General features: G+C 65.2%; 15 protein-coding genes. 13 read left to right on the top strand and 2 right to left on the bottom strand.

Going from position 1 to position 17,657, the window contains the following annotated elements:
• Nucleotides 1-93: 93 nt before the first annotated feature.
• Complete coding sequence (locus tag ACVN90_RS16835; protein WP_475099349.1) at nucleotides 94-2,166, top strand: primary-amine oxidase; 2,073 nt, start codon at nucleotides 94-96, stop codon at nucleotides 2,164-2,166.
• A gap of 196 nt (nucleotides 2,167-2,362) precedes the next feature.
• A complete protein-coding gene (locus ACVN90_RS16830; RefSeq protein ID WP_475099348.1) occupies nucleotides 2,363-3,772 on the top strand; it encodes an aldehyde dehydrogenase family protein in 1,410 nt (469 codons plus the stop codon).
• Nucleotides 3,773-3,946: 174 nt separating this feature from the next.
• Here ACVN90_RS16830 and ald read toward each other — a convergent pair whose 3' ends face one another.
• Complete coding sequence (gene ald / locus ACVN90_RS16825; protein ID WP_475099347.1) at nucleotides 3,947-5,029, bottom strand: alanine dehydrogenase; 1,083 nt, start codon at nucleotides 5,027-5,029, stop codon at nucleotides 3,947-3,949.
• 135 nt (nucleotides 5,030-5,164) lie between these two features.
• Here ald and ACVN90_RS16820 point away from each other — a divergent pair, with 135 nt between their 5' ends.
• Nucleotides 5,165-5,650 (top strand): Lrp/AsnC family transcriptional regulator, encoded by a 486-nt coding sequence (locus tag ACVN90_RS16820; RefSeq protein WP_475099346.1) that lies wholly within the window; start codon nucleotides 5,165-5,167, stop codon nucleotides 5,648-5,650.
• A gap of 47 nt (nucleotides 5,651-5,697) precedes the next feature.
• Here ACVN90_RS16820 and ACVN90_RS16815 read toward each other — a convergent pair whose 3' ends face one another.
• Nucleotides 5,698-6,615: a LysR substrate-binding domain-containing protein gene (locus ACVN90_RS16815; RefSeq protein ID WP_475099345.1), complete on the bottom strand. Its 918-nt coding sequence runs from the start codon at nucleotides 6,613-6,615 to the stop codon at nucleotides 5,698-5,700.
• A 71-nt stretch (nucleotides 6,616-6,686) separates the two neighbouring features.
• Between ACVN90_RS16815 and ACVN90_RS16810 the strand changes: the two genes are divergently transcribed.
• The 10 genes from ACVN90_RS16810 (at nucleotide 6,687) to ACVN90_RS16765 (ending at nucleotide 17,591) form a co-directional block, all read left to right on the top strand.
• On the top strand, nucleotides 6,687-8,402 hold the full coding sequence (locus ACVN90_RS16810) for an amidohydrolase (RefSeq protein WP_475099344.1): 1,716 nt from the start codon (nucleotides 6,687-6,689) through the stop codon (nucleotides 8,400-8,402).
• A complete protein-coding gene (locus ACVN90_RS16805; RefSeq protein WP_475099343.1) occupies nucleotides 8,402-9,493 on the top strand; it encodes a Zn-dependent alcohol dehydrogenase in 1,092 nt (363 codons plus the stop codon). The genes ACVN90_RS16810 and ACVN90_RS16805 overlap by 1 nt, the downstream gene beginning before the upstream one ends.
• 126 nt (nucleotides 9,494-9,619) lie before the next feature.
• Nucleotides 9,620-10,612 carry an ABC transporter substrate-binding protein gene (locus ACVN90_RS16800; protein WP_475099342.1) on the top strand — a complete coding sequence of 331 codons (993 nt, stop codon included), beginning with the start codon at nucleotides 9,620-9,622 and terminating at the stop codon, nucleotides 10,610-10,612.
• Nucleotides 10,613-10,709: 97 nt separating this feature from the next.
• A complete protein-coding gene (locus ACVN90_RS16795) occupies nucleotides 10,710-11,444 on the top strand; it encodes an ABC transporter permease (RefSeq protein ID WP_475099341.1) in 735 nt (244 codons plus the stop codon).
• Entirely contained in the window at nucleotides 11,441-12,211 is a 771-nt protein-coding gene (locus tag ACVN90_RS16790; protein ID WP_475099340.1) for an ABC transporter permease, read from the top strand. Before ACVN90_RS16795 ends, ACVN90_RS16790 begins: the two co-directional genes overlap by 4 nt.
• A 53-nt stretch (nucleotides 12,212-12,264) precedes the next feature.
• The gene (locus tag ACVN90_RS16785) at nucleotides 12,265-13,047 is read left to right on the top strand and encodes an ABC transporter ATP-binding protein (protein ID WP_475099339.1); all 783 of its coding nucleotides are present in this window, start codon (nucleotides 12,265-12,267) and stop codon (nucleotides 13,045-13,047) included.
• Between the two features lie 27 nt (nucleotides 13,048-13,074).
• Nucleotides 13,075-13,653, top strand: a complete 579-nt coding sequence (locus ACVN90_RS16780) for a TetR/AcrR family transcriptional regulator (RefSeq protein ID WP_475099338.1) — start codon at nucleotides 13,075-13,077, stop codon at nucleotides 13,651-13,653.
• Nucleotides 13,654-13,672: 19 nt separating this feature from the next.
• On the top strand, nucleotides 13,673-14,980 hold the full coding sequence (locus ACVN90_RS16775) for an aminotransferase family protein (RefSeq protein WP_475099337.1): 1,308 nt from the start codon (nucleotides 13,673-13,675) through the stop codon (nucleotides 14,978-14,980).
• Between the two features lie 352 nt (nucleotides 14,981-15,332).
• Complete coding sequence (locus ACVN90_RS16770) at nucleotides 15,333-16,016, top strand: IclR family transcriptional regulator (protein WP_475099336.1); 684 nt, start codon at nucleotides 15,333-15,335, stop codon at nucleotides 16,014-16,016.
• Between the two features lie 93 nt (nucleotides 16,017-16,109).
• On the top strand, nucleotides 16,110-17,591 hold the full coding sequence (locus ACVN90_RS16765; protein ID WP_475099335.1) for an aldehyde dehydrogenase family protein: 1,482 nt from the start codon (nucleotides 16,110-16,112) through the stop codon (nucleotides 17,589-17,591).
• The last annotated feature ends 66 nt before the right edge of the window (nucleotides 17,592-17,657 follow it).

The following is a 17,657-nucleotide window of genomic DNA, read 5'->3' as shown; positions in this document are numbered from 1 at the left end:
GACTGAGCGCTCACAGGCAGATGTAAAGCGCGCCGGATCATGACGCGAGGCGCGTCCGCGGACGAGAGTGGGAGCGGATATCAAGGAGGCCCCATGCCTGCGCACACGCACGACGCGCCCACTCAGCCCCACGACAACCCGGACCTCATTCCGGTGACTGCCGTGAGGAGGGCCGAGCCGCGGCATCCGCTCGATCCGCTCACCGCGGACGAGATCGAGGCGGCCCGCGGGATCCTCGTGGCGGCGGGGCTCCTCGGCGACACGGTGCGGGTGCCGATGCTGCTGCCCGACGAGCCGACCAAGGACGAGCTCGCCGCCTGGTCGCCCGGCGAGCCCTTCGACCGTCGCGTGGACGTGACGCTGATGGATGCTGCGACAGGCGCGCTCGTCGAGGCGATCGTGTCCATCTCGCGCGAGGCGGTGGTCGCGAAACGCGAGCTCGACCCGTCGCGGGCACCGTACGGCCAGCCGCAGTACCTGTTCGAGGAGTACGACCGCGCGGCGGAGATCGTGAAGGCCTCGCCCGAGTGGCGGACCGCGATGACGCGCCGCGGCCTCGCGGACCGCATCGACCTCGCGTTCTGCTCGCCGCTGGCGCCCGGGTTCGTGGGGCGTGAGAACGAGGTCGGGCGCCGCGTCATCCGCTCGCTCACATTCCTGCGCGACAGTGAGGACGACATCCCCTGGGCGCACCCGGTCGAGGGCCTCATCGTCCACGTCGACCTCGTGTCGAACGCGGTCATCGGCATCGAGGACGAAGGGGACGTGCCCGTCCCCTCGGGAAGCGGGAAGTACACCCCGGATGCCGTGGGTCCTGCCCGCACCAGCCTCAAGCCGATCGAGATCACTCAGCCCGAGGGCCCGAGCTTCGCCGTGACCGGGTCCCGCGTGGAGTGGGAGAACTGGTCGATGCGCGTCGACTTCAACGCCCGCGAGGGACTCGTGCTGCACGACGTGCGGTTCGACGACCGTCCGGTGCTGACGCGCGCGAGCGTGCCCGAGATGGTCGTGCCCTACGGCGACACGTCGAACACGCGCTTCTGGATCAGCTACTTCGACGCCGGTGAGTACCTGCTCGGCAAGAACGCCAACCACCTGGAGCTCGGCTGCGACTGCCTCGGCGTCATCCGGTACTTCGACGGCCACGTCGCCGACGACCACGGACATGCCGTGCGGATCCCGAACGTGGTGTGCATGCACGAGGAGGACTACGGCATCCTCTGGAAGCACACCGAACAGGGTCCCGTCGGCTCACACGTGCGCCGGTCGCGGCGCCTGGTCGTGTCGTACTTCTCGACGATCGGCAACTACGACTACGGCTTCTACTGGTACTTCTACCTCGACGGCTCGATCCAGCTCGAGGCGAAGGCGACCGGCATCGTGTTCGTGGGCGGCGGTGTGCCGGGATCGACGAACCCGCATGCCCCCGAGATCGCGCCCGGCGTGTTCGCGCCGGTGCACCAGCACCTGTTCTCGGCGCGGCTCGACGTCGCGATCGACGGCGAGGACAACCGGCTCGTCGAGATCGACGCCGCCCGCATCCCGATGGGCGAGGCCAATCCGTTCGGCAACGCGTTCACGTGGACCGAGACCCCGCTGCCCACCGAGGCCGAGGCCCAGCGCGTCGCCGACGCGTCGGTCGCACGGGTGTGGGAGGTGCGCAGCGCCTCGAAGACGAACTACCTCGGCAAGCCCACGGCGTACCACCTGCTCCCCCAGCCGACCGCGCTGCTCATGGCGGACCCTGCCTCGTCGGTGGCGGCGCGCGCCGCATTCGCGACGAAGCACCTGTGGGGCACCGCATACGACCACGACGAGCGCTGGCCCGCCGGCCGCTACCCGAACGCCCACCGGGGCGGTGCGGGACTTCCGGCGTACACGGCCGACGACCGCTCGATCGACGGCGAGGACCTCGTGCTGTGGCACACGTTCGGCCTCACCCACATCCCGCGTCCCGAGGACTGGCCCATCATGCCGGTCGACTACGCCGGCTTCTGGTTCAAGCCGTACGGCTTCCTCGACGTGAACCCCGCGATGGATGTCCCCGAGTCCAGCCAGGCGCACGGGGTCGGTCATCGGGCTGCGGGCGCCTCGGGTCCCCGGGCCGCGGGCGCGATCGCGGATGGCGGCTGCGGCATGGGCGCGGAGTGCACCTGCGGCCACTGACCCGCGTCGACCATGGCGAGAACGGGCCGACGGATGCTGCACAGCATCCGTCGGCCCGTTCGCTCTTGCTCGCAGCGCTCGGGGCGTGTCTTCGATGTCAGCGGTACGCCCACGTGCAACCGCAGTGCGCGGACCGGCAAACCGATCGCCCGACCGCGGACGAAAATCGATATCAGGACCGATCGAGGAGGATCACATGACCGTCACGACATCGATACTCGATGCCATCACCGTGTCCCAGGAGGAGGGGCGCGCGATTCCTGACGCAGCGACCCGCGAGATCATCGGGTACGCGCCGGTGCACACGGTTGAGGACCTCGATGCGGCGGTCGCGGCGGCCCGAACCGCACAGCCGGCCTGGAACGCACTCGGTCACGCCGAGCGTTCGCGCATCCTGCATGCGATCGCCGATGACATCGAGGTGCATGCCGAGGAGCTCGCTCAGTTGCTCTCGCGCGAGCAGGGAAAACCGCTCGCCGGGCCCAATGCGCGGTTCGAAGTCGGCGGGTGCGCGACCTGGACCCGGAGCGCGGCCGATACCGTGCTCGAGTCCGAAGTGGCCTTCGATGCGCCCGGTGCGCGTGCGGAGATCTATTACGATGCTCTGGGCGTCGTCGGCGCGATCAGCCCGTGGAATTGGCCCATGATGATCGCGGTGTGGCAGATCGCACCGTCCCTGCGCATGGGAAACACAGTTGTGGCGAAACCAAGCGAGTACACGCCGCTCTCGGTACTGGCGCTCGGGGAGATCTTCAATCGTCATCTCCCTGCGGGCGTCCTCACTGTCGTGTCGGGTGACCGCGAGGTCGGGGCGGCGATCGCCAGCCACCCTGGGATCGACAAAATCATGTTCACTGGGTCGACCGCCACAGGGCGTCGGATCGTCCAGTCGTCGGCCGCGAACCTGGCGAGGCTCACGCTCGAGCTCGGCGGAAATGACGCCGGGATCGTGTTGCCCGACGCTGATCCGGCGGTGATCGCGAACGATCTGTTTTGGGGCTGCTTTCTCAACACTGGTCAGACATGCGCAGCGCTCAAGCGCCTCTACGTGCACGACTCGCTCTACGACCAGGTCGTGGATGGGTTGGCAGAACTGGCGCAGGCGACACCGATGGGGCGCGGGCTCGATGAACGCAACATGCTCGGTCCGCTGCAGAACCAGTCCCAGTTCGACATCGTCGAGGGGCTTGTGGAGGACGCTCGTCGTCATGGTGCCCGCGTGGTGGTCGGCGGTGAGCCCGCGCCCGACCTGGGGCCGCTCTTCTACCGGACGACGGTCGTCGCCGACATCGACGACGGCGTAGCGCTGGTCGACGAGGAGCAGTTCGGGCCGGTGATTCCCGTCGTCCGTTACAGCGAGGTGGAGGACGCGATCCGTCGCGCGAACGCATCGGATCAGGGGCTGGGTGCGTCTGTTTGGAGCTCCGACGCCGATGCCGCGATGGAGATCGCCAAGCAGCTTCAGGCCGGCACAGTGTGGATCAACCAGCACGGCCCTCTCAACCCCGTGGTGCCCTTCGGCGGGACCAAGGCCTCGGGGTATGGCCAGGAGTTCGGCACTGCGGGGCTGAAGGCGGTCGCGGCTGCCAAGGTCATCTCTCGCTGACCGGGCGACGGTCGCCGCTGCCCGCCGGGTTCGGCCTCGCCAGAGCGATGGCGAGGCCGAACCCGGCTTCCGCGCCGACTTAGCGTGTCGCGCCGAGCTCGCCTGTGGTCGGCCGGCACGTGGCTGTGCCGGCCCACGATGGTGCAGCGACCGGGGTGATCACTCGGTCCTCTCTCATCCGAACGCGGAGGCTACAGCCGCGTTCTGGATCCGGCCTCCGTGGACGTTCACTCCAGCCGCGAGAGCAGCGTCCTGCGCAACGGCCTTCTCCCACCCGTTGTCGGCAAGGGCAACGAGGTAGGGGAGGGTGGCATTGGTCAGCGCTCGCGTGGACGTTTCCGGGACTGCGCCGGGCATGTTGGCCACGCAGTAGTAAAGCGTGCTGTGGACTTCGAAAGTGGGCGCGTCGTGCGTAGTAGGCCGCGAGCCCTCGAAGCAGCCTCCCTGATCGATGGCGATGTCGACGAGCACTGCACCGGCTTTCATCCGTGCGACCATGTCGTCAGTGACGAGCTTCGGGGCGGCAGCGCCAGGGACGAGGACGGATCCGATGACGAGGTCCGCGTCGGCGACCTCCGCCGCGATGTCGAGGCGGGTCGAGACCCGCGTCTGAATCGCCGTCCCGTAGCGGTGCTCCAACTCTCTGAGCCTCGGGAGTGACAGATCGATGACCGTGACATCCGCGCCCATGCCAATCGCGTTCGCGGCGGCGTGCTCCCCGGCGACGCCCCCACCGATCACCACGACCTTCGCCCGTCGCGTGCCGGCAACGCCGCCGAGCAATACGCCCCGGCCGCCCTGCGCGCTCAGCAGCGCGTGAGAGCCGACGGCTATCGACAGGCGACCGGCCACCTCGCTCATGGGCGACAGGAGCGGCAGTGTGCGATCCGGCAACTGCACGGTCTCGTAGGCGATCCCCGTCGCCCCGGAGTTGATCAACGCCTCGGTGAGCGGGCGGTCCGCCGCCAGGTGCAGATATGTGAAGAGCGTGAGATCCGGCCGCAGGTAGTGGTACTCCGCCGCGATCGGCTCCTTCACCTTCACGACCATGTCCGCCTCCGACCACAAGTCTTCCGCGTGCGGGACGATCGTGGCTCCAGCGACCACATATGCATCATCGCTGATGCGAGAACCGTTCCCGGCCCCTCGTTCGATCAGTACCGAGTGACCGTTCGCCGTCAACGCGTCCACACCTGTCGGAGTGATCGCGACACGCCTCTCGTTGTTCTTGATCTCGGCGGGAATACCAATTATCACTGCGAGCCTCCTTGCATCGTCATTGCCCCAATTGTGAAATAATCCTCGTCAACTCGTGAGGTTGACCGTAGAATCGTTCCCCCAAAGGCAGAATTCTGTGAATCCGTTCGAAAACGACGATGCGAGAGTTGGCGCATGGCGAAGAATCTGCGGACAGGCGGGCTGGATTCAATCGACGCACTGATTGTCCAAGAGCTCGCCCAGGACGCGCGGCGGACCAACGCTGAGCTTGCGGCGAAAGCGGGCGTCGCCGCGTCGACGACCCATGCGCGGCTGCGGTCGCTGGAAGACCGCGGAGTCATCGACGGCTACCACGCTGCTGTCGACCCGGCTTCGCTTGGACGGGGGCTGCAGGCGATGATCGGGGTGACTCTTCGACCTGGCTTCCGGCAGGAGAGCATTGCCGCATTCGCCGCCGAAGTGGACAAGCTTCCTGAGGTCATTCAGACCTTCTTCGTCGGCGGCGCCGACGACTTCCTGGTTCACATCGCAGTAGCCGATTCGTCGGCGCTCCGCACGGTCGTCGTCGAGCACTTGTCGTCGCAGCCGAGCGTCGCCTCGACGAGAACGAGCGTGATCTTTTCCTATCACCGCAACGCTGTCGTCCCAGCGTTCGACTGAGGATCGTCGCAGCGAGGCCGTGACCGGCGCACAGCCGTGCCTCACGGCTACTGCACCGGGACGCCCTCCAACGCGAACTCACGCTGGCAAAACGTGACCACGGCGCGAACTTTCCGGGACGACAGCGCGCCCCGCTCGTGCGCTATCACGACAGAATTGCGGGGGATGTCGCCCTCGATCGGGCGGTACGCGAGCGGCAATCCATCGTAGGTGCGATCACCCTGCGGCCGCCCCATGATGATGGTGTACCCCAGGCCGCGGGCGACCATTGCGCGAATCGTCTCAACATTCGACGACCGCCAGCGCACGTCGAGCTGGAGCCCGGCGCTCCTCAGCATCTCTTCGACATACCCGGTTGCGGTCGGCAGAGCGAGGAGAATGGCAGCCTCGCCGCGCAGTCTCTGAAGTGGGATCGCCGGGAGCGAGGCGAGGGGATGACCGGGGGCGATCGCGATCTGCAGGCGAACGGGAGCGACTTCCGCGAAGTCGACGTCGTCGGGGACGCCGTTCCGGTACATGAGAACGATGTCCAGCTCTCCCGCCTTCATGCGGGTGAGCAACTCTGCGGAATCCCCTTCCTCCAGGACGACGCGAACGCCCGGATAGTGAGCGCGGAAATGGTCGATGACGCGGGGGATCAACCAGGGGGAGAGCGTAAGGAAGCAGCCGATGCGCAGTTCGCCCGACAGCTGACCTGCCATCTCGTGCTGGAGTTCGCTGAGCGCCTGGGACCGCTCGAGAAGTGCCGTCGCCTGCGAGTATGCGCGCCGTCCTGCAGCGGTGAGCGTGGTGCCCTTTCCCCGCTGACGCACGGTGAGGGGCAAACCCAGCGCCTTTTCGAGTTCAGTCAGCGCGAGGGACACCGCACCAGTGGAGGAGGACAGCCGCGCGGCAGCCGCTGCCACGGATTGCGTTTCCACGACGGCGACGAAGCACTCCAGCTGTCGAAGTGTGAACGACGGCATTGTTCAGCAAACCTACTTTGCATGGGCGGAAGTTCTCCATTGATTGTGCCTCCTCTGACAACCGAAGGTGGATGACAGACCTCGACCCGTTCCCGGAGGTGCTCAACGATGAGGATGACCACAACTTTGCTGCGCGATCTGAGGCGGGGTGTGTCCCCGTGAGTGACGCGTCCGTGCGCATTGAGAACGCGCAGATCATCACGTGCGACCCCGACCTTCCCTTGGCTAACTGGGTGCGACTTGAGGGCGGGATCATCACCGATCGCGGCACGGGCCGCGCGTCGGCCGCTGGAGCCGCCGACCGAGTGAGCGATGCTCGGGGCGCGTTCATCACGCCGGGCCTGATCGACGGGCACACCCATCTCGTGCAGGGTGGTGCGCGCGGACTTACGGAACTCGAGATTCCTCGCGGGACACTCACGGTATCGGCGCTCGCCGATTTGCTGCGCATCGCAGGTCGTTCGGCCGAGCCCGGCAGGTGGCTCGTCGCCGGTCCCGTACCCAGTTCGCTCCTCTCAGCGCTCGACAGTCGTGAGAGTCTCGCTCTCATCGATGGGGCTACGGGAGAGGTCCCGCTCCTGATGCGTGACGAGACCTACCACAATCGAGTCGTCAACTCGGCGGCCTTCGCTCGCATGCGTTCGCTCGAGTTCAGCGGGGCGGGACGGGTGGCATCCGAGGATGGTCGCCCGACGGGAGTCCTCTGGGAAGGGGCCAGCGTCGTCGCTGAGCGCGCGGCCGCGGAGGATCAACGGCCGCATGAACTGCGAGCGGCCCTCCTGGCCGCGATGGCCCGGTACAACCGCTTCGGCGTCACGACCGTTCAGGATGCGGCGACGTCGCTCGCAGTCCTCCAATCGCTCGTCGCGCTCGGAGACAGGGGCGAAGCCCGCCTGCGCGTCGTCGCGTCTCTGCTCTACAACGATCCTGGTTTCGGTGTCGAACCAGTCGGCGCGGAACTCGTCGCGGCCGCGCGTCGGTTTGGTGCCGGAGAGTCCGGCGCGATCCTGCCGCAGTTCGTGAAAATCTTCCTGGACGGAGTGCCGTCCTCCCATACGGCCGCTTACCATCACCCATACGCGACGGCCACAGAGCACCCGCACGGCGTGCTCAATTACACGGCGTCGGAGCTCGCAGACATCCTGGTGTCTCTCCAGCGATCGCGCCTCGGCGCCAAGATCCACACGCTCGGCGACCTCGCTGTCACTACGGCCCTCTCGGGGGTACGGGATGCCCGAGCCCGTGGTTTCACTCAGCTCGTGCAGTTCGCGCACGCCAAGAACATCGCGCTGAGCGAGATCGACGAACTGCGCGAACTGGGAATATCCATCGACGCCTCGCCGCCGGTTTGGCACCCGTCCAGCATCACGCAGTCGATCGAACGCGAGCTGGGCACCGAGATCGCGCATTTCCGAAGCCCTCACCGGGCGATGCTCGACGCGGGCGTCGTGGTGGCAGGTGGCAGTGACTGGCCGGTCATCGACACGCCCTCACCGTGGCATGGGATGGCGAGCATGGTCACGCGAGCCGACCCCTCCGGCAGCTATCCCGGTGCTCTCTGGCTGGAGCAGGCCATCACGCCGCAGGAGGCGCTCGAGGCGTACACGTCAGCAGCAGCGGATGCTGCGGGTCTCGCGGGCGAGACCGGGCGCGTCGCTCCAGGCCTCTCGGCCGACCTGGCCGTACTCGACCGCAATCCGCTGGATATCGAGCCCGCGCAGATCGCCGGGATCACCGTGCGCGAAACCATCGCGCGCGGAGTCACCGTCTATAGGGAAGGACAGTAATGAAAGCCGCGGTACTCCGCGACGTCGGGGAGTCGCTCCAGGTGATGGATGTTGACATCGATCACCCAAGAGCCAAAGAGGTTCGGGTTGCAGTGAAAGCGAGCGGACTGTGCCACAGCGATCTGCACATCATGCACCACGGTTTCGGGTTTCCGATGCCGGCGGTGCTCGGTCATGAGATCGCGGGTGTTGTAGAGGCCGTGGGCGCTGGCGTGACCGATCTGCAGGTCGGGGATCATGTTGTGGCATCGCTGGTGAGTTACTGCCGCAGCTGCGAGCGGTGCCGCGCGGGCAAGCCGTACCAGTGCAGCTCGCCAAGTGCCGTCACGCGGGCACCCGAGGACGCGCCGCGCTTGACAGTTGGCAAGCAGGCGCTGACCCAGATCGGCAACATCGGTGGGTTCGCCGAGATGGTTCTCGTGCACGAGAACAATCTCGTCCGCATCGACGACGACATCCCGCTCGACCGGGCCTGCCTGCTCGGGTGCGGCGTGCTGACCGGGGTGGGAAGCGTGTTGAATACAGCTCGCGTCCAGGCGGGGGAGAGTGTTGTCGTTCTCGGCTGCGGCGGGGTGGGGTTGAACGTCGTCCAGGGAGCCGTCCTCGCCGGCGCCTCGCACGTGATCGCGATCGACCTGCACGAGACCAAACGTGATCTTGCGCGGAGGTTCGGGGCGACCTCGACGCTGGACCCCGCTACCGGTGATCTCGGCTCTCGAGTACGTGACCTGTTGAGGTCGTCGGGTGCCGATCATGTCTTCGAGGTCATCGGCCTTCAAGAGACAGCGCGTCAAGCGATCGACTTCGCAGGGGTGGGGGGCACCGTCTACGCCGTCGGCATGCAGAAGCCGGGCAACCAGGTCCACCTCAGCGCGGCGGAGCTGTTTCGTGCGCAGAAGGCGCTCAGGGGTGTCTACATGGGCTCCGCGAATCCGGCACGAGACATCCCGTTCTATGCAGAGCTGTACAAGCAGGGGCGTCTCAACCTTGATGATCTCGTCTCTAGGCGGATCGGCATCGCCGACATCCAAGACGGATACGGCGATCTGGTGCGCGGCGGAGTCGCGAGAAGCGTCATCGTGTTCGACTAGGCCAAAGAGTTGTTATCCACTTGGCAAAGAAATAGTTCTTTGAATCGGCGGCACAGCGCGATATCATTAGTCGTCTGGATAACCCGCCCCAGGCGCCACATTCAAAGATGAGCAGAACGGAATGCAATGAAGCACCACTACACAGCGCGTCTCGCCCTCGTCGCCGTTGCGGCAACGGCACTGTCCTTCTCTCTCGCTGCTTGCGCGGGGGCGGAACCTGCAGCAACGCAGGGCGCCGACGGGGAACTGACGCCCGTCAAGGTCGGCAACCTTGTCTACGTCGGTACCGCCCCATTCCAGCTCGGCGTCGAGCAGGGATTCTTCGAGGACGAAGGTCTCGACATCACCGTCACGGAAGGTGAGAACCCGGCAGCTCTCGGGGGGCAGCTGACCAGCGGTCAGCTCGACGTCGCGTTCACCACGGCACCATTCCTCGCCACGGCCGTCTCGGAGGGCGCAGACCTCCGCGCGTTCGCATCCGTCGACGGCGTCATCGACCCCGAGGACCCGTCGTCGGGCATCGTCGTCCTGGATGACAGTCCCATCAACAGCCTCGAAGACCTCAACGGCAAGAAGGTCGCGGTGCCCGCACTCGGGTCGCTGATGAACCTGGTCACCGTGGCGGACATCGAACGAAACGGTGGCGACAGTTCGTCCGTCGAGATCGTGCAGGTGCCCTTCCCGCAGATGCAGCAGGCACTCGAAACCGGCAACGTCGATGCCATCGTCCCCACCGAGCCCTTCCTCTCCGCAACGCTCGCCGCCGGTGGGCGTTCGATCGCGGCGCCGGAAGCTGACATCGTTCCGAACGCGTCAGTCACCGCGTGGGCGGCGACTCAGAGATGGCTAGACGCCAACCCCGAAGCCGCGGCGGCGTTCGCTCGCGCGATGGACAAGAGCATCGAGTACGCGAAGGCGCACCCGGACGAACTGATGGCCATGATGCCGGACTACACAGGGTTGTCCGCCGAGCAGATCGAGACGATGAGCTTCGGAACGGTTCTGACGTCGCAGCTGAACGGTCAATCCATCTCCGACCAGGCGGACCTGCTGGTGGAATTCGGGTTCATCGACAAGGCTCCCTCGCTGGAAGAGTTGGTTCACGAGATTGACCAGTAACAGCACCAGCACGGTACCTACGGCCGTTCTGCTTCGGGGCCGCGGGCGGAAGGTTCCGCCCGCGGGCCTCCGGGCCACTCTTCTCGGAGTCGCCGGAGTGCTCTCGGTGCTGGTTATCTGGGAAGCCGTGACCCGCACGGGACTCGTCGGTTCGTCGGCACTGCCGCCGGCCACCGACGCGCTCGCCGCGATTCCGGTCCTTATGGGAACGGCCGCTTTCTGGCAAGCGCTCGGGCTCACGATCCTCAGCGCCCTCGTGGGGCTTGCGATCAGCTGCGTGATCGCGATACCTCTGGGCACGATCATCGGGCTGAGCAGTTTCCTTCATCGCACGCTGTACGCCACGATCGAGTTCCTCAAGCCCATCCCCGTGGTGGCTCTGCTGCCGCTCGCTCTGTTGGTGTTCGGAGTGACAGTCGAGATGAAGCTCGGCCTGATCGTTTTCGGAACCATCTGGCCGCTGCTGATTCAGGTGATCTATGGCATTCGAAACGTGGACTCCGTCGCGTGGAACACCGCACGAACCTTCAGAATCAGCTCGGTACGTCGATTCACCTCCGTCGTCCTCCCGAGCGCGGCTCCCTATGTGGCGACGGGCCTGCGCGTGGCCGCGGTGACGGCGCTGCTCTTGAGCGTGGTGACCGAGCTCGTGGGAGCAGTTCCGGGTCTTGGGTACGAGATCAGGCGCGCCCAGTCCGCTCTGAAGTTCGATGATCTGTACGCATTCGTCATCATCACCGGTGTGTTCGGAGTGATCATCAACCTCCTTCTGGAGTACAGCGAAAAACGCGTCGTGTTCTGGGCCGGGAGCGCAAGGGGGGTCAAAGCATGAACGCGCGCGCCACGCGCATCGTGATGGCGGTCGTCCTTCCCGCGGTTCTCCTCCTCGCCTGGTGGCTCGGATCGGCCAACAGCACACTGTTCTTCTTTCCGCCGCTGTCGCGGATTCTCGAGCGGTTCGGCGAACTCTTCCTCAGTCCGGAGATCATGTCGACGCTCGTGCCGAGCCTCATCAACTTCTTCTTGGGTTTTGCGATCGCTGCCGTCGTAGGGGTGTTCGGTGGGCTATTGCTCGGGCTCAACCCGAGTGTGCGGTCATTCTGCGCACCCATGGTCCACTTCTTCCGATCTCTGCCGGGGCCGGCACTGTTGCCGCTCTTCATGCTGTTGTTCGGGCTGGATATGGAGATGAAAGTCTGGATCATCGCCTTCACGACGCTTTTTCCCATCCTGATCAACTCGATCGACGGAGTCCGGGCTCGTGATCCTCGGTGGAAGGACGTCGACGACGTGTTCCGCATCTCGACTCAACGCCGATTCTGGTTTGTCACTCTCCCGGGTGCGATGCCTCAGATCATGACGGGGCTGCGAGTGGGGCTGCAGACGGCGCTTCTCGTGATGGTCGTCAGCGAGATGCTGGCGTCCACCAACGGCGTCGGGTTCCTGGTCCTCCAAGCACAGCAACAGTTCCGAGTCGCCGATATGTGGGCGGGCATTCTCATGCTCGGCCTGCTGGGACTCCTTCTCAACCTCCTCTTCGAACCCGTCGAGCGCCGGGTGTTGCGCTGGTATCACGCGACCCACGACGCCCGTGCCTGAGATTGTGAATGGATAACATCATGCAAGAAACCGCAATCGCGGAGACGAGACCAATGGCTGACACTGCGCAGGAGATCCTCTCGATTCGTCATCTCGCGAAGACCTACGGCACCGGCGAGAAGGCTTTCACCGCAATCGAGGACGTGACTCTCACCCTCAATCGAGGTGAGTTCGTGTGCGTCGTCGGCCCGAGCGGGGCCGGCAAGACGACTCTCTTGAACTGTCTGACGGGCCTCCTCTCCCCATCGAGTGGTGAGTTGCTGTTCGAGGGCGAGCCGATCGTGGAGCCTCCGCTGGGCCTGGCTGTGGTATTCCAGGACTACGCTCGCTCGCTGTTTCCCTGGATGAGCGTGGAAGGTAACGTGTCGTTCCCGCTTCGCGGCAAGGGCATCAGCAAGGCCGAGATCGCGGCCCGCGTGAGCGAGGCGATCACCGCGGTGGGGCTCAATGGTGCGGGAAAGAAGTACCCGTGGCAGCTCTCCGGTGGGATGCAGCAGCGCGTCGCGATCGCCAGAGCCTTGGCTTACAATCCGGATTGTCTCGTGATGGATGAGCCGTTCGCAGCGGTGGACGCGCAGACACGATTCGAGCTTGAGGATCTCCTGCTGCGCGTGCGCACGGAGTTCGGCATCAGCATCCTCTTCGTCACTCATGACATCGATGAGGCCGTCTACCTTGCTGATCGTGTCGTGGTTCTCACCCGCGCCCCCGCATCGGTCCGCTCTGTCGAGGTCATCGATCTTCCTCGGCCCCGGAACCAAGTCAAGACTCGGCACCTGCCGGAGTTTGCCGACTACCGCACAACGCTCTTCGAGCTCGTGCAGACACAACACTGATCATCGCCATCTACAGCTAGGAGCCCCGTGGCTAGAGACGAGAGCCGGGAAGCACTTCTGGAAGCAACCGTGAGAGTTGTCGCTCGCGAAGGATTGCGGGGCCTCACCTATCGGGCCGTTGCACTTGAGGCCGGAGTCACCCACGGACTTGTCACTCACTACTTCGGCACACGGGATGCGTTGCTGCTAGCTGCCTTTCGTGAGAAGGCTCGCAACCGCGACGCCGTCGAGCGGGTGAGTCCGGGCACTGGCGACATCGACGACATCGGAAGCCATCTCGCCACGATCGTCGAGGAGGCACACGAAGAAGAGCGCTATCAGTACGAGATGATCCTCGAAGCGTTCCGCAAGCCGGAGTACATCGGCGAGGTCCAGGATCTCTACGACGACTTCGTGAAAGGGATTGAAGCGGAACTGAAGCTCGCCGGTGCTGATCGAACAGAGCCCCTGGCACGCGTGGTCTTCGCCGCGCTGGACGGTCTCGCGCTGCAGCAGCTCATTACTCGCGACCCTGCGCGGACGGAGGAGGCGATCAAACGGCTGCAGCGACTGGTTCGCGCCGACATCGCGATGGCCAAATTGAAATCAGTCTTCGACGAAGAATGACTACCCACAAGGAATCACCATGACCACTACGTACGCTGATGTGAAAACCACCGCGACGGCCGCCTCACTTCGAGAACGCGATCAGGCGTCGATCGTCCATCCGATGTCGGTGATCAACAATCCCCGGCCTCCGGTGATCATGTCGCACGGGCGAGGCGCCAAGCTGTGGGACGTGGACGGCAAGGAGTACGTCGACGGCACGTGCGGCCTCTGGCAGTGTCCAATCGGCCACGGTCGAGCCGAACTCGGCCGCATCGCGGCAGAGCAGATGGAGCGGCTCGAGTTCTTCTCGTCATTCGGGGACTATTCGAATGCGCCTGCGATCCAGCTCGCCGAACGACTGCTGCAGATCGCGCCGTCCGGTATGAAGCGCGTGTTCTTCACCAGCGGCGGGTCAGAAGGCAACGAGACTGCCATCAAGCTGGCTCGGTTCGCGCAGATTCATGCGGGGCGCCCCTCGAAAGTTGGCATTCTCGCGCGCCACGGTGGTTACCACGGGATGGGCGGAGCCTCTCTCGCGGTCACCGGACTGCCGAATCTCACCAGCGGTGTAGGACCGCTGATCCCCGGTGTCGAATGGCTAGCACATCCGGGGGACCTTCACGAGGGTCGGGACAAGACCGATCTGCTCATCGAGGACCTCGAGTCGACGATCGCGCGGGTCGGAGCCGACAAGATCGCTGCGTTCATCGGAGAGCCGATTCTCGGCGTGGGCGGGATGGTCATTCCTCCCCCGGACTACTGGCCGAGGGTTCAGAAGGTTCTGCGGCGCCACGACATCCTCCTCATCCTGGATGAGGTCGTCACCGGGTTCGGCCGGACCGGGCACTGGTTCGGAGCCCAGCATTTCGACATCCAGCCCGACATCATGGTCACGGCCAAGGGCATCACGAGCGGGTACGTCCCGATGGGGGCGGTGCTGATCGGCCAGCGGGTACTCGACCTCGCTGACGGGGGCGCGTTCATGCACGGCTTCACCTACAACGGCCACCCGGTCGGCGCCGCGGTCGCGCTGGAGAACATCGCCATCATCGAAAGGGAAGGCCTCATCGAGCGCGGGATGGAGGTGGGCCGATGGATGCGGGAGGAACTGTCTCCTCTGGAGAAGATGCCCCACATCGCCCAGGTGCGGTCGCTGGGCACTCTGTTCGGTATCGAGACGACAGCTGAGAACATCGCCGGCGTGCAGGATCAATGCCGCGACGACGGCGTTATCGTGCGGATGACGGGAAAGAACATGGTCCTCTCCCCACCCTTGGTGACGACGCATGTGGAAGTGCAACGACTGGCCGAAGTCGTCGTCCATCACCTTGCCGCGGCCGGTTGATGCTGCGATAGGTCGCTCTCCGAGGACTCGAGCGCGGCGGGCGGCTCGGGGTGGGCCCGAGCCGCTGAGCTGTACCCGTCACCCGGGGGTTTGGTGACGGACGATGGGTCGAGTCCGGCGATGGCTCGGCGGGCGGAGAGCTCGTCCCTTCAACCCCGCTCGCCGGAGCGCGATTCCTTCCCGAATACGGAACGCTGACTGCCGAAGACGAGAGCTCGTGGCGCCAGCCGTCGCCGTTGGGATGTTGACCAGCCGATTCCGGGGTACCGGGGTCGTGTGGGCAGTTGGATAGTCTCCTCATGTGGGCCGACGGCGAGGACTTGCCGTCGGTCCTCCATGAGGAGGAGCAATTGTGGCGGATCGTTCAACTGCGCAGACGCTGAGCCGCGGACTGCAGATCCTAGAGATCCTCGCAGACGCTGACGAGCCGATGACAGCGGCCGAGTTGGCACTTGCCATAGACACCAGTCGGCCGATCGTGTACCGACTTCTTCGAACTCTTCAAGCGCATGGCCTCTTGGACCCCGATGCTGCGGAAGGAAAGTACGCATTGGGGCTCGGGTTGCTCGGCCTGTCGCGCAAAGTGGTCCACGATCTTCGCGAAGCGTCCGCTCCCGAACTTGCGACGCTCACGCGCACTCATCACGCGACGAGCTTCATCGCCGTCAAGGAAGGCGACGAGATGGTATGCGTGGCGTCTGTGGAGCCAGGTCCGGCACATATTGCGATACGTCACCGCGAGGGCATGCGGCTTTCAATGGCGGGGGCGGCGGGGGTCGCGGTGCTGATCACCTACCCGCCAACCGACGCGGATGACCCCGAAGTGATAGCCGCTCGAGCGAGGGGCTATGCCGTCACCCGCGGGCGCCAGATCGCGGGCGCCCTCGGCGTCGCTGCGCCCATTCTTGGCGGAACCGGCCCCGCGCACGAAAGCGTGGTGATGGTCTTCGCTCAGGAGACTGCAACTGACATCGAGAACGTTGCGGCCGACGTCGTGGCCGCTGCACAGCGCATCGCTTCCGCTCAGACGATGTAAGTCGGTCAAATCAGTTCGCCTGAAGAGCCACGACGGAATTATCCGTTTGTAAAAGCCGTCCCGAACCTCGATGCTCGTCACCAGACAGTGGAAGTGATCCGCCGCGCCGCGAAGATCACCACCGATGAAAGGTTGGCAATGTCATCACCTCGAGGACGAGTTGAGGATTCACTCTGGATCGATAACGAGCGTCTTACACCCTCCACCGACACGTATCTCGCCGTCGACGACGCAGCGACGGGGGAGGAGATCGCTCAGGTCCGTTCTGCGAACGCCGACGACGTCGACCGCGCCTTCGCATCTGCGCGTCGAGCGCAAACGAAATGGGCCGCGGTGAGCCCGGAGGAGCGCGTCGCAGTGCTCGAACGAGCCACGAGCCTTCTCGACGAGGCCAAGGACGACCTCGCCGCAACGATGCAGGCAGAAGTCGGCACAGTTCAGAAGCAGGTCTATGCGGCACAGGTAGGACTCGGCCTTGCCGCACTCCGCTTCACGCTCGATTCCGCCCTGGCCATCATCAACGAGAGGCGACGGATCAGCACCTCGGAGGTCGTCTACGAGCCGGCGGGGGTGGTTGGGGCTATCACCCCGTGGAACTACCCTCTGATGCAGACGGCGCTCAAGGTCGGTCCCGCGGTAGCGGCCGGGTGCAGCGTCGTGCTGAAGCCGCCGAGCGTAGCCCCGTTGACTGCATTCGTCATCGCGGAGAAGTTCGCAGAGGCCGGGCTGCCGGCAGGCGTTCTCAACGTCGTGTTCGGCAGTGGAGGAAGTGTGGGCAGCGCCATCGCGGGCCACCGCGACGCGGACTTCGTCTCGTTCACAGGCTCCGTTGGCGCGGGACGCCAGGTAGCGGCCGCGGCCGCCGCCTGGGGAACGCGAAACTCCCTCGAGCTCGGCGGTAAGAGCGCCGCGATCGTCCTCGATGACGACCTTGTTCGGTCTTCCGTGCGGCACACCATCGCGAGTTGCTTTGCCAATGCTGGGCAGACCTGCGCGGCGCTTTCTCGACTGATCGTCCCTCGTCGTCACATCGCTGAGGTTGAAGACGAGGTCGCCGCCATCTTCGCAGACGTGGTCGTCGGTGACCCACGTGACGTGAACTCCACGGTTGGTCCGCTGTCCAACCGTGGACAGCAAGAGACAGTGCTGCACTACCTCCGCGGAGTCGACGATTCGAGGGGGGCTCGGACGATCGCATCCAAGGATGTCTCGCATCTCAGCGCCGGCTGGTATGCGCCACCTACCGTGGTGGTCGTGGACGACCCGTCAGCCGCGATCGTCAAGGAGGAAGTGTTCGGCCCGGTGCTCGTGATCCAGCCTGCGGACGACGAGAATCATGCGATCCGTCTCGCGGAAGGTACCCAGTTCGGTCTGATCGCGCGCGTGTGGACGAACGACGACCAGCGGTTCACAGAGACGGCGCGAAAGCTTCGCGTCGGCGGCGTCATCCAGAGCGATGCCGACACGGACTGGGGAGCGCCCTTCGGCGGCGTGAAGTCGTCAGGTCACGGGCGCGAGCGCGGCGCGTACGGTGTCGAAGAGTATCTCGTGCCAAAGTCGTTGCAACGCAGGTAGACACTGCGAGCACCGAGAAAGCCGGAGTCCCACAGCCTTCGATCGGTCCAGACTCCGGCGCGCTCG

The organism is Microbacterium sp. F01 (assembly GCF_056156365.1).
Note: the sequence above shows the minus strand (reverse complement) of the source record. Positions and strands in the feature narration are given on the sequence as shown.

Coding starts and splice junctions, on each gene's coding strand:
- ACVN90_RS16835 (WP_475099349.1), top strand. CDS start 94: ATGCCTGCGCACACGCACGACGCGCCCACTCAGCCCCACGACAACCCG.
- ACVN90_RS16830 (WP_475099348.1), top strand. CDS start 2,363: ATGACCGTCACGACATCGATACTCGATGCCATCACCGTGTCCCAGGAG.
- ACVN90_RS16820 (WP_475099346.1), top strand. CDS start 5,165: ATGGCGAAGAATCTGCGGACAGGCGGGCTGGATTCAATCGACGCACTG.
- ACVN90_RS16815 (WP_475099345.1), bottom strand. CDS start 6,615: ATGCCGTCGTTCACACTTCGACAGCTGGAGTGCTTCGTCGCCGTCGTG.
- ACVN90_RS16810 (WP_475099344.1), top strand. CDS start 6,687: ATGACAGACCTCGACCCGTTCCCGGAGGTGCTCAACGATGAGGATGAC.
- ACVN90_RS16805 (WP_475099343.1), top strand. CDS start 8,402: ATGAAAGCCGCGGTACTCCGCGACGTCGGGGAGTCGCTCCAGGTGATG.
- ACVN90_RS16800 (WP_475099342.1), top strand. CDS start 9,620: ATGAAGCACCACTACACAGCGCGTCTCGCCCTCGTCGCCGTTGCGGCA.
- ACVN90_RS16790 (WP_475099340.1), top strand. CDS start 11,441: ATGAACGCGCGCGCCACGCGCATCGTGATGGCGGTCGTCCTTCCCGCG.
- ACVN90_RS16785 (WP_475099339.1), top strand. CDS start 12,265: ATGGCTGACACTGCGCAGGAGATCCTCTCGATTCGTCATCTCGCGAAG.
- ACVN90_RS16775 (WP_475099337.1), top strand. CDS start 13,673: ATGACCACTACGTACGCTGATGTGAAAACCACCGCGACGGCCGCCTCA.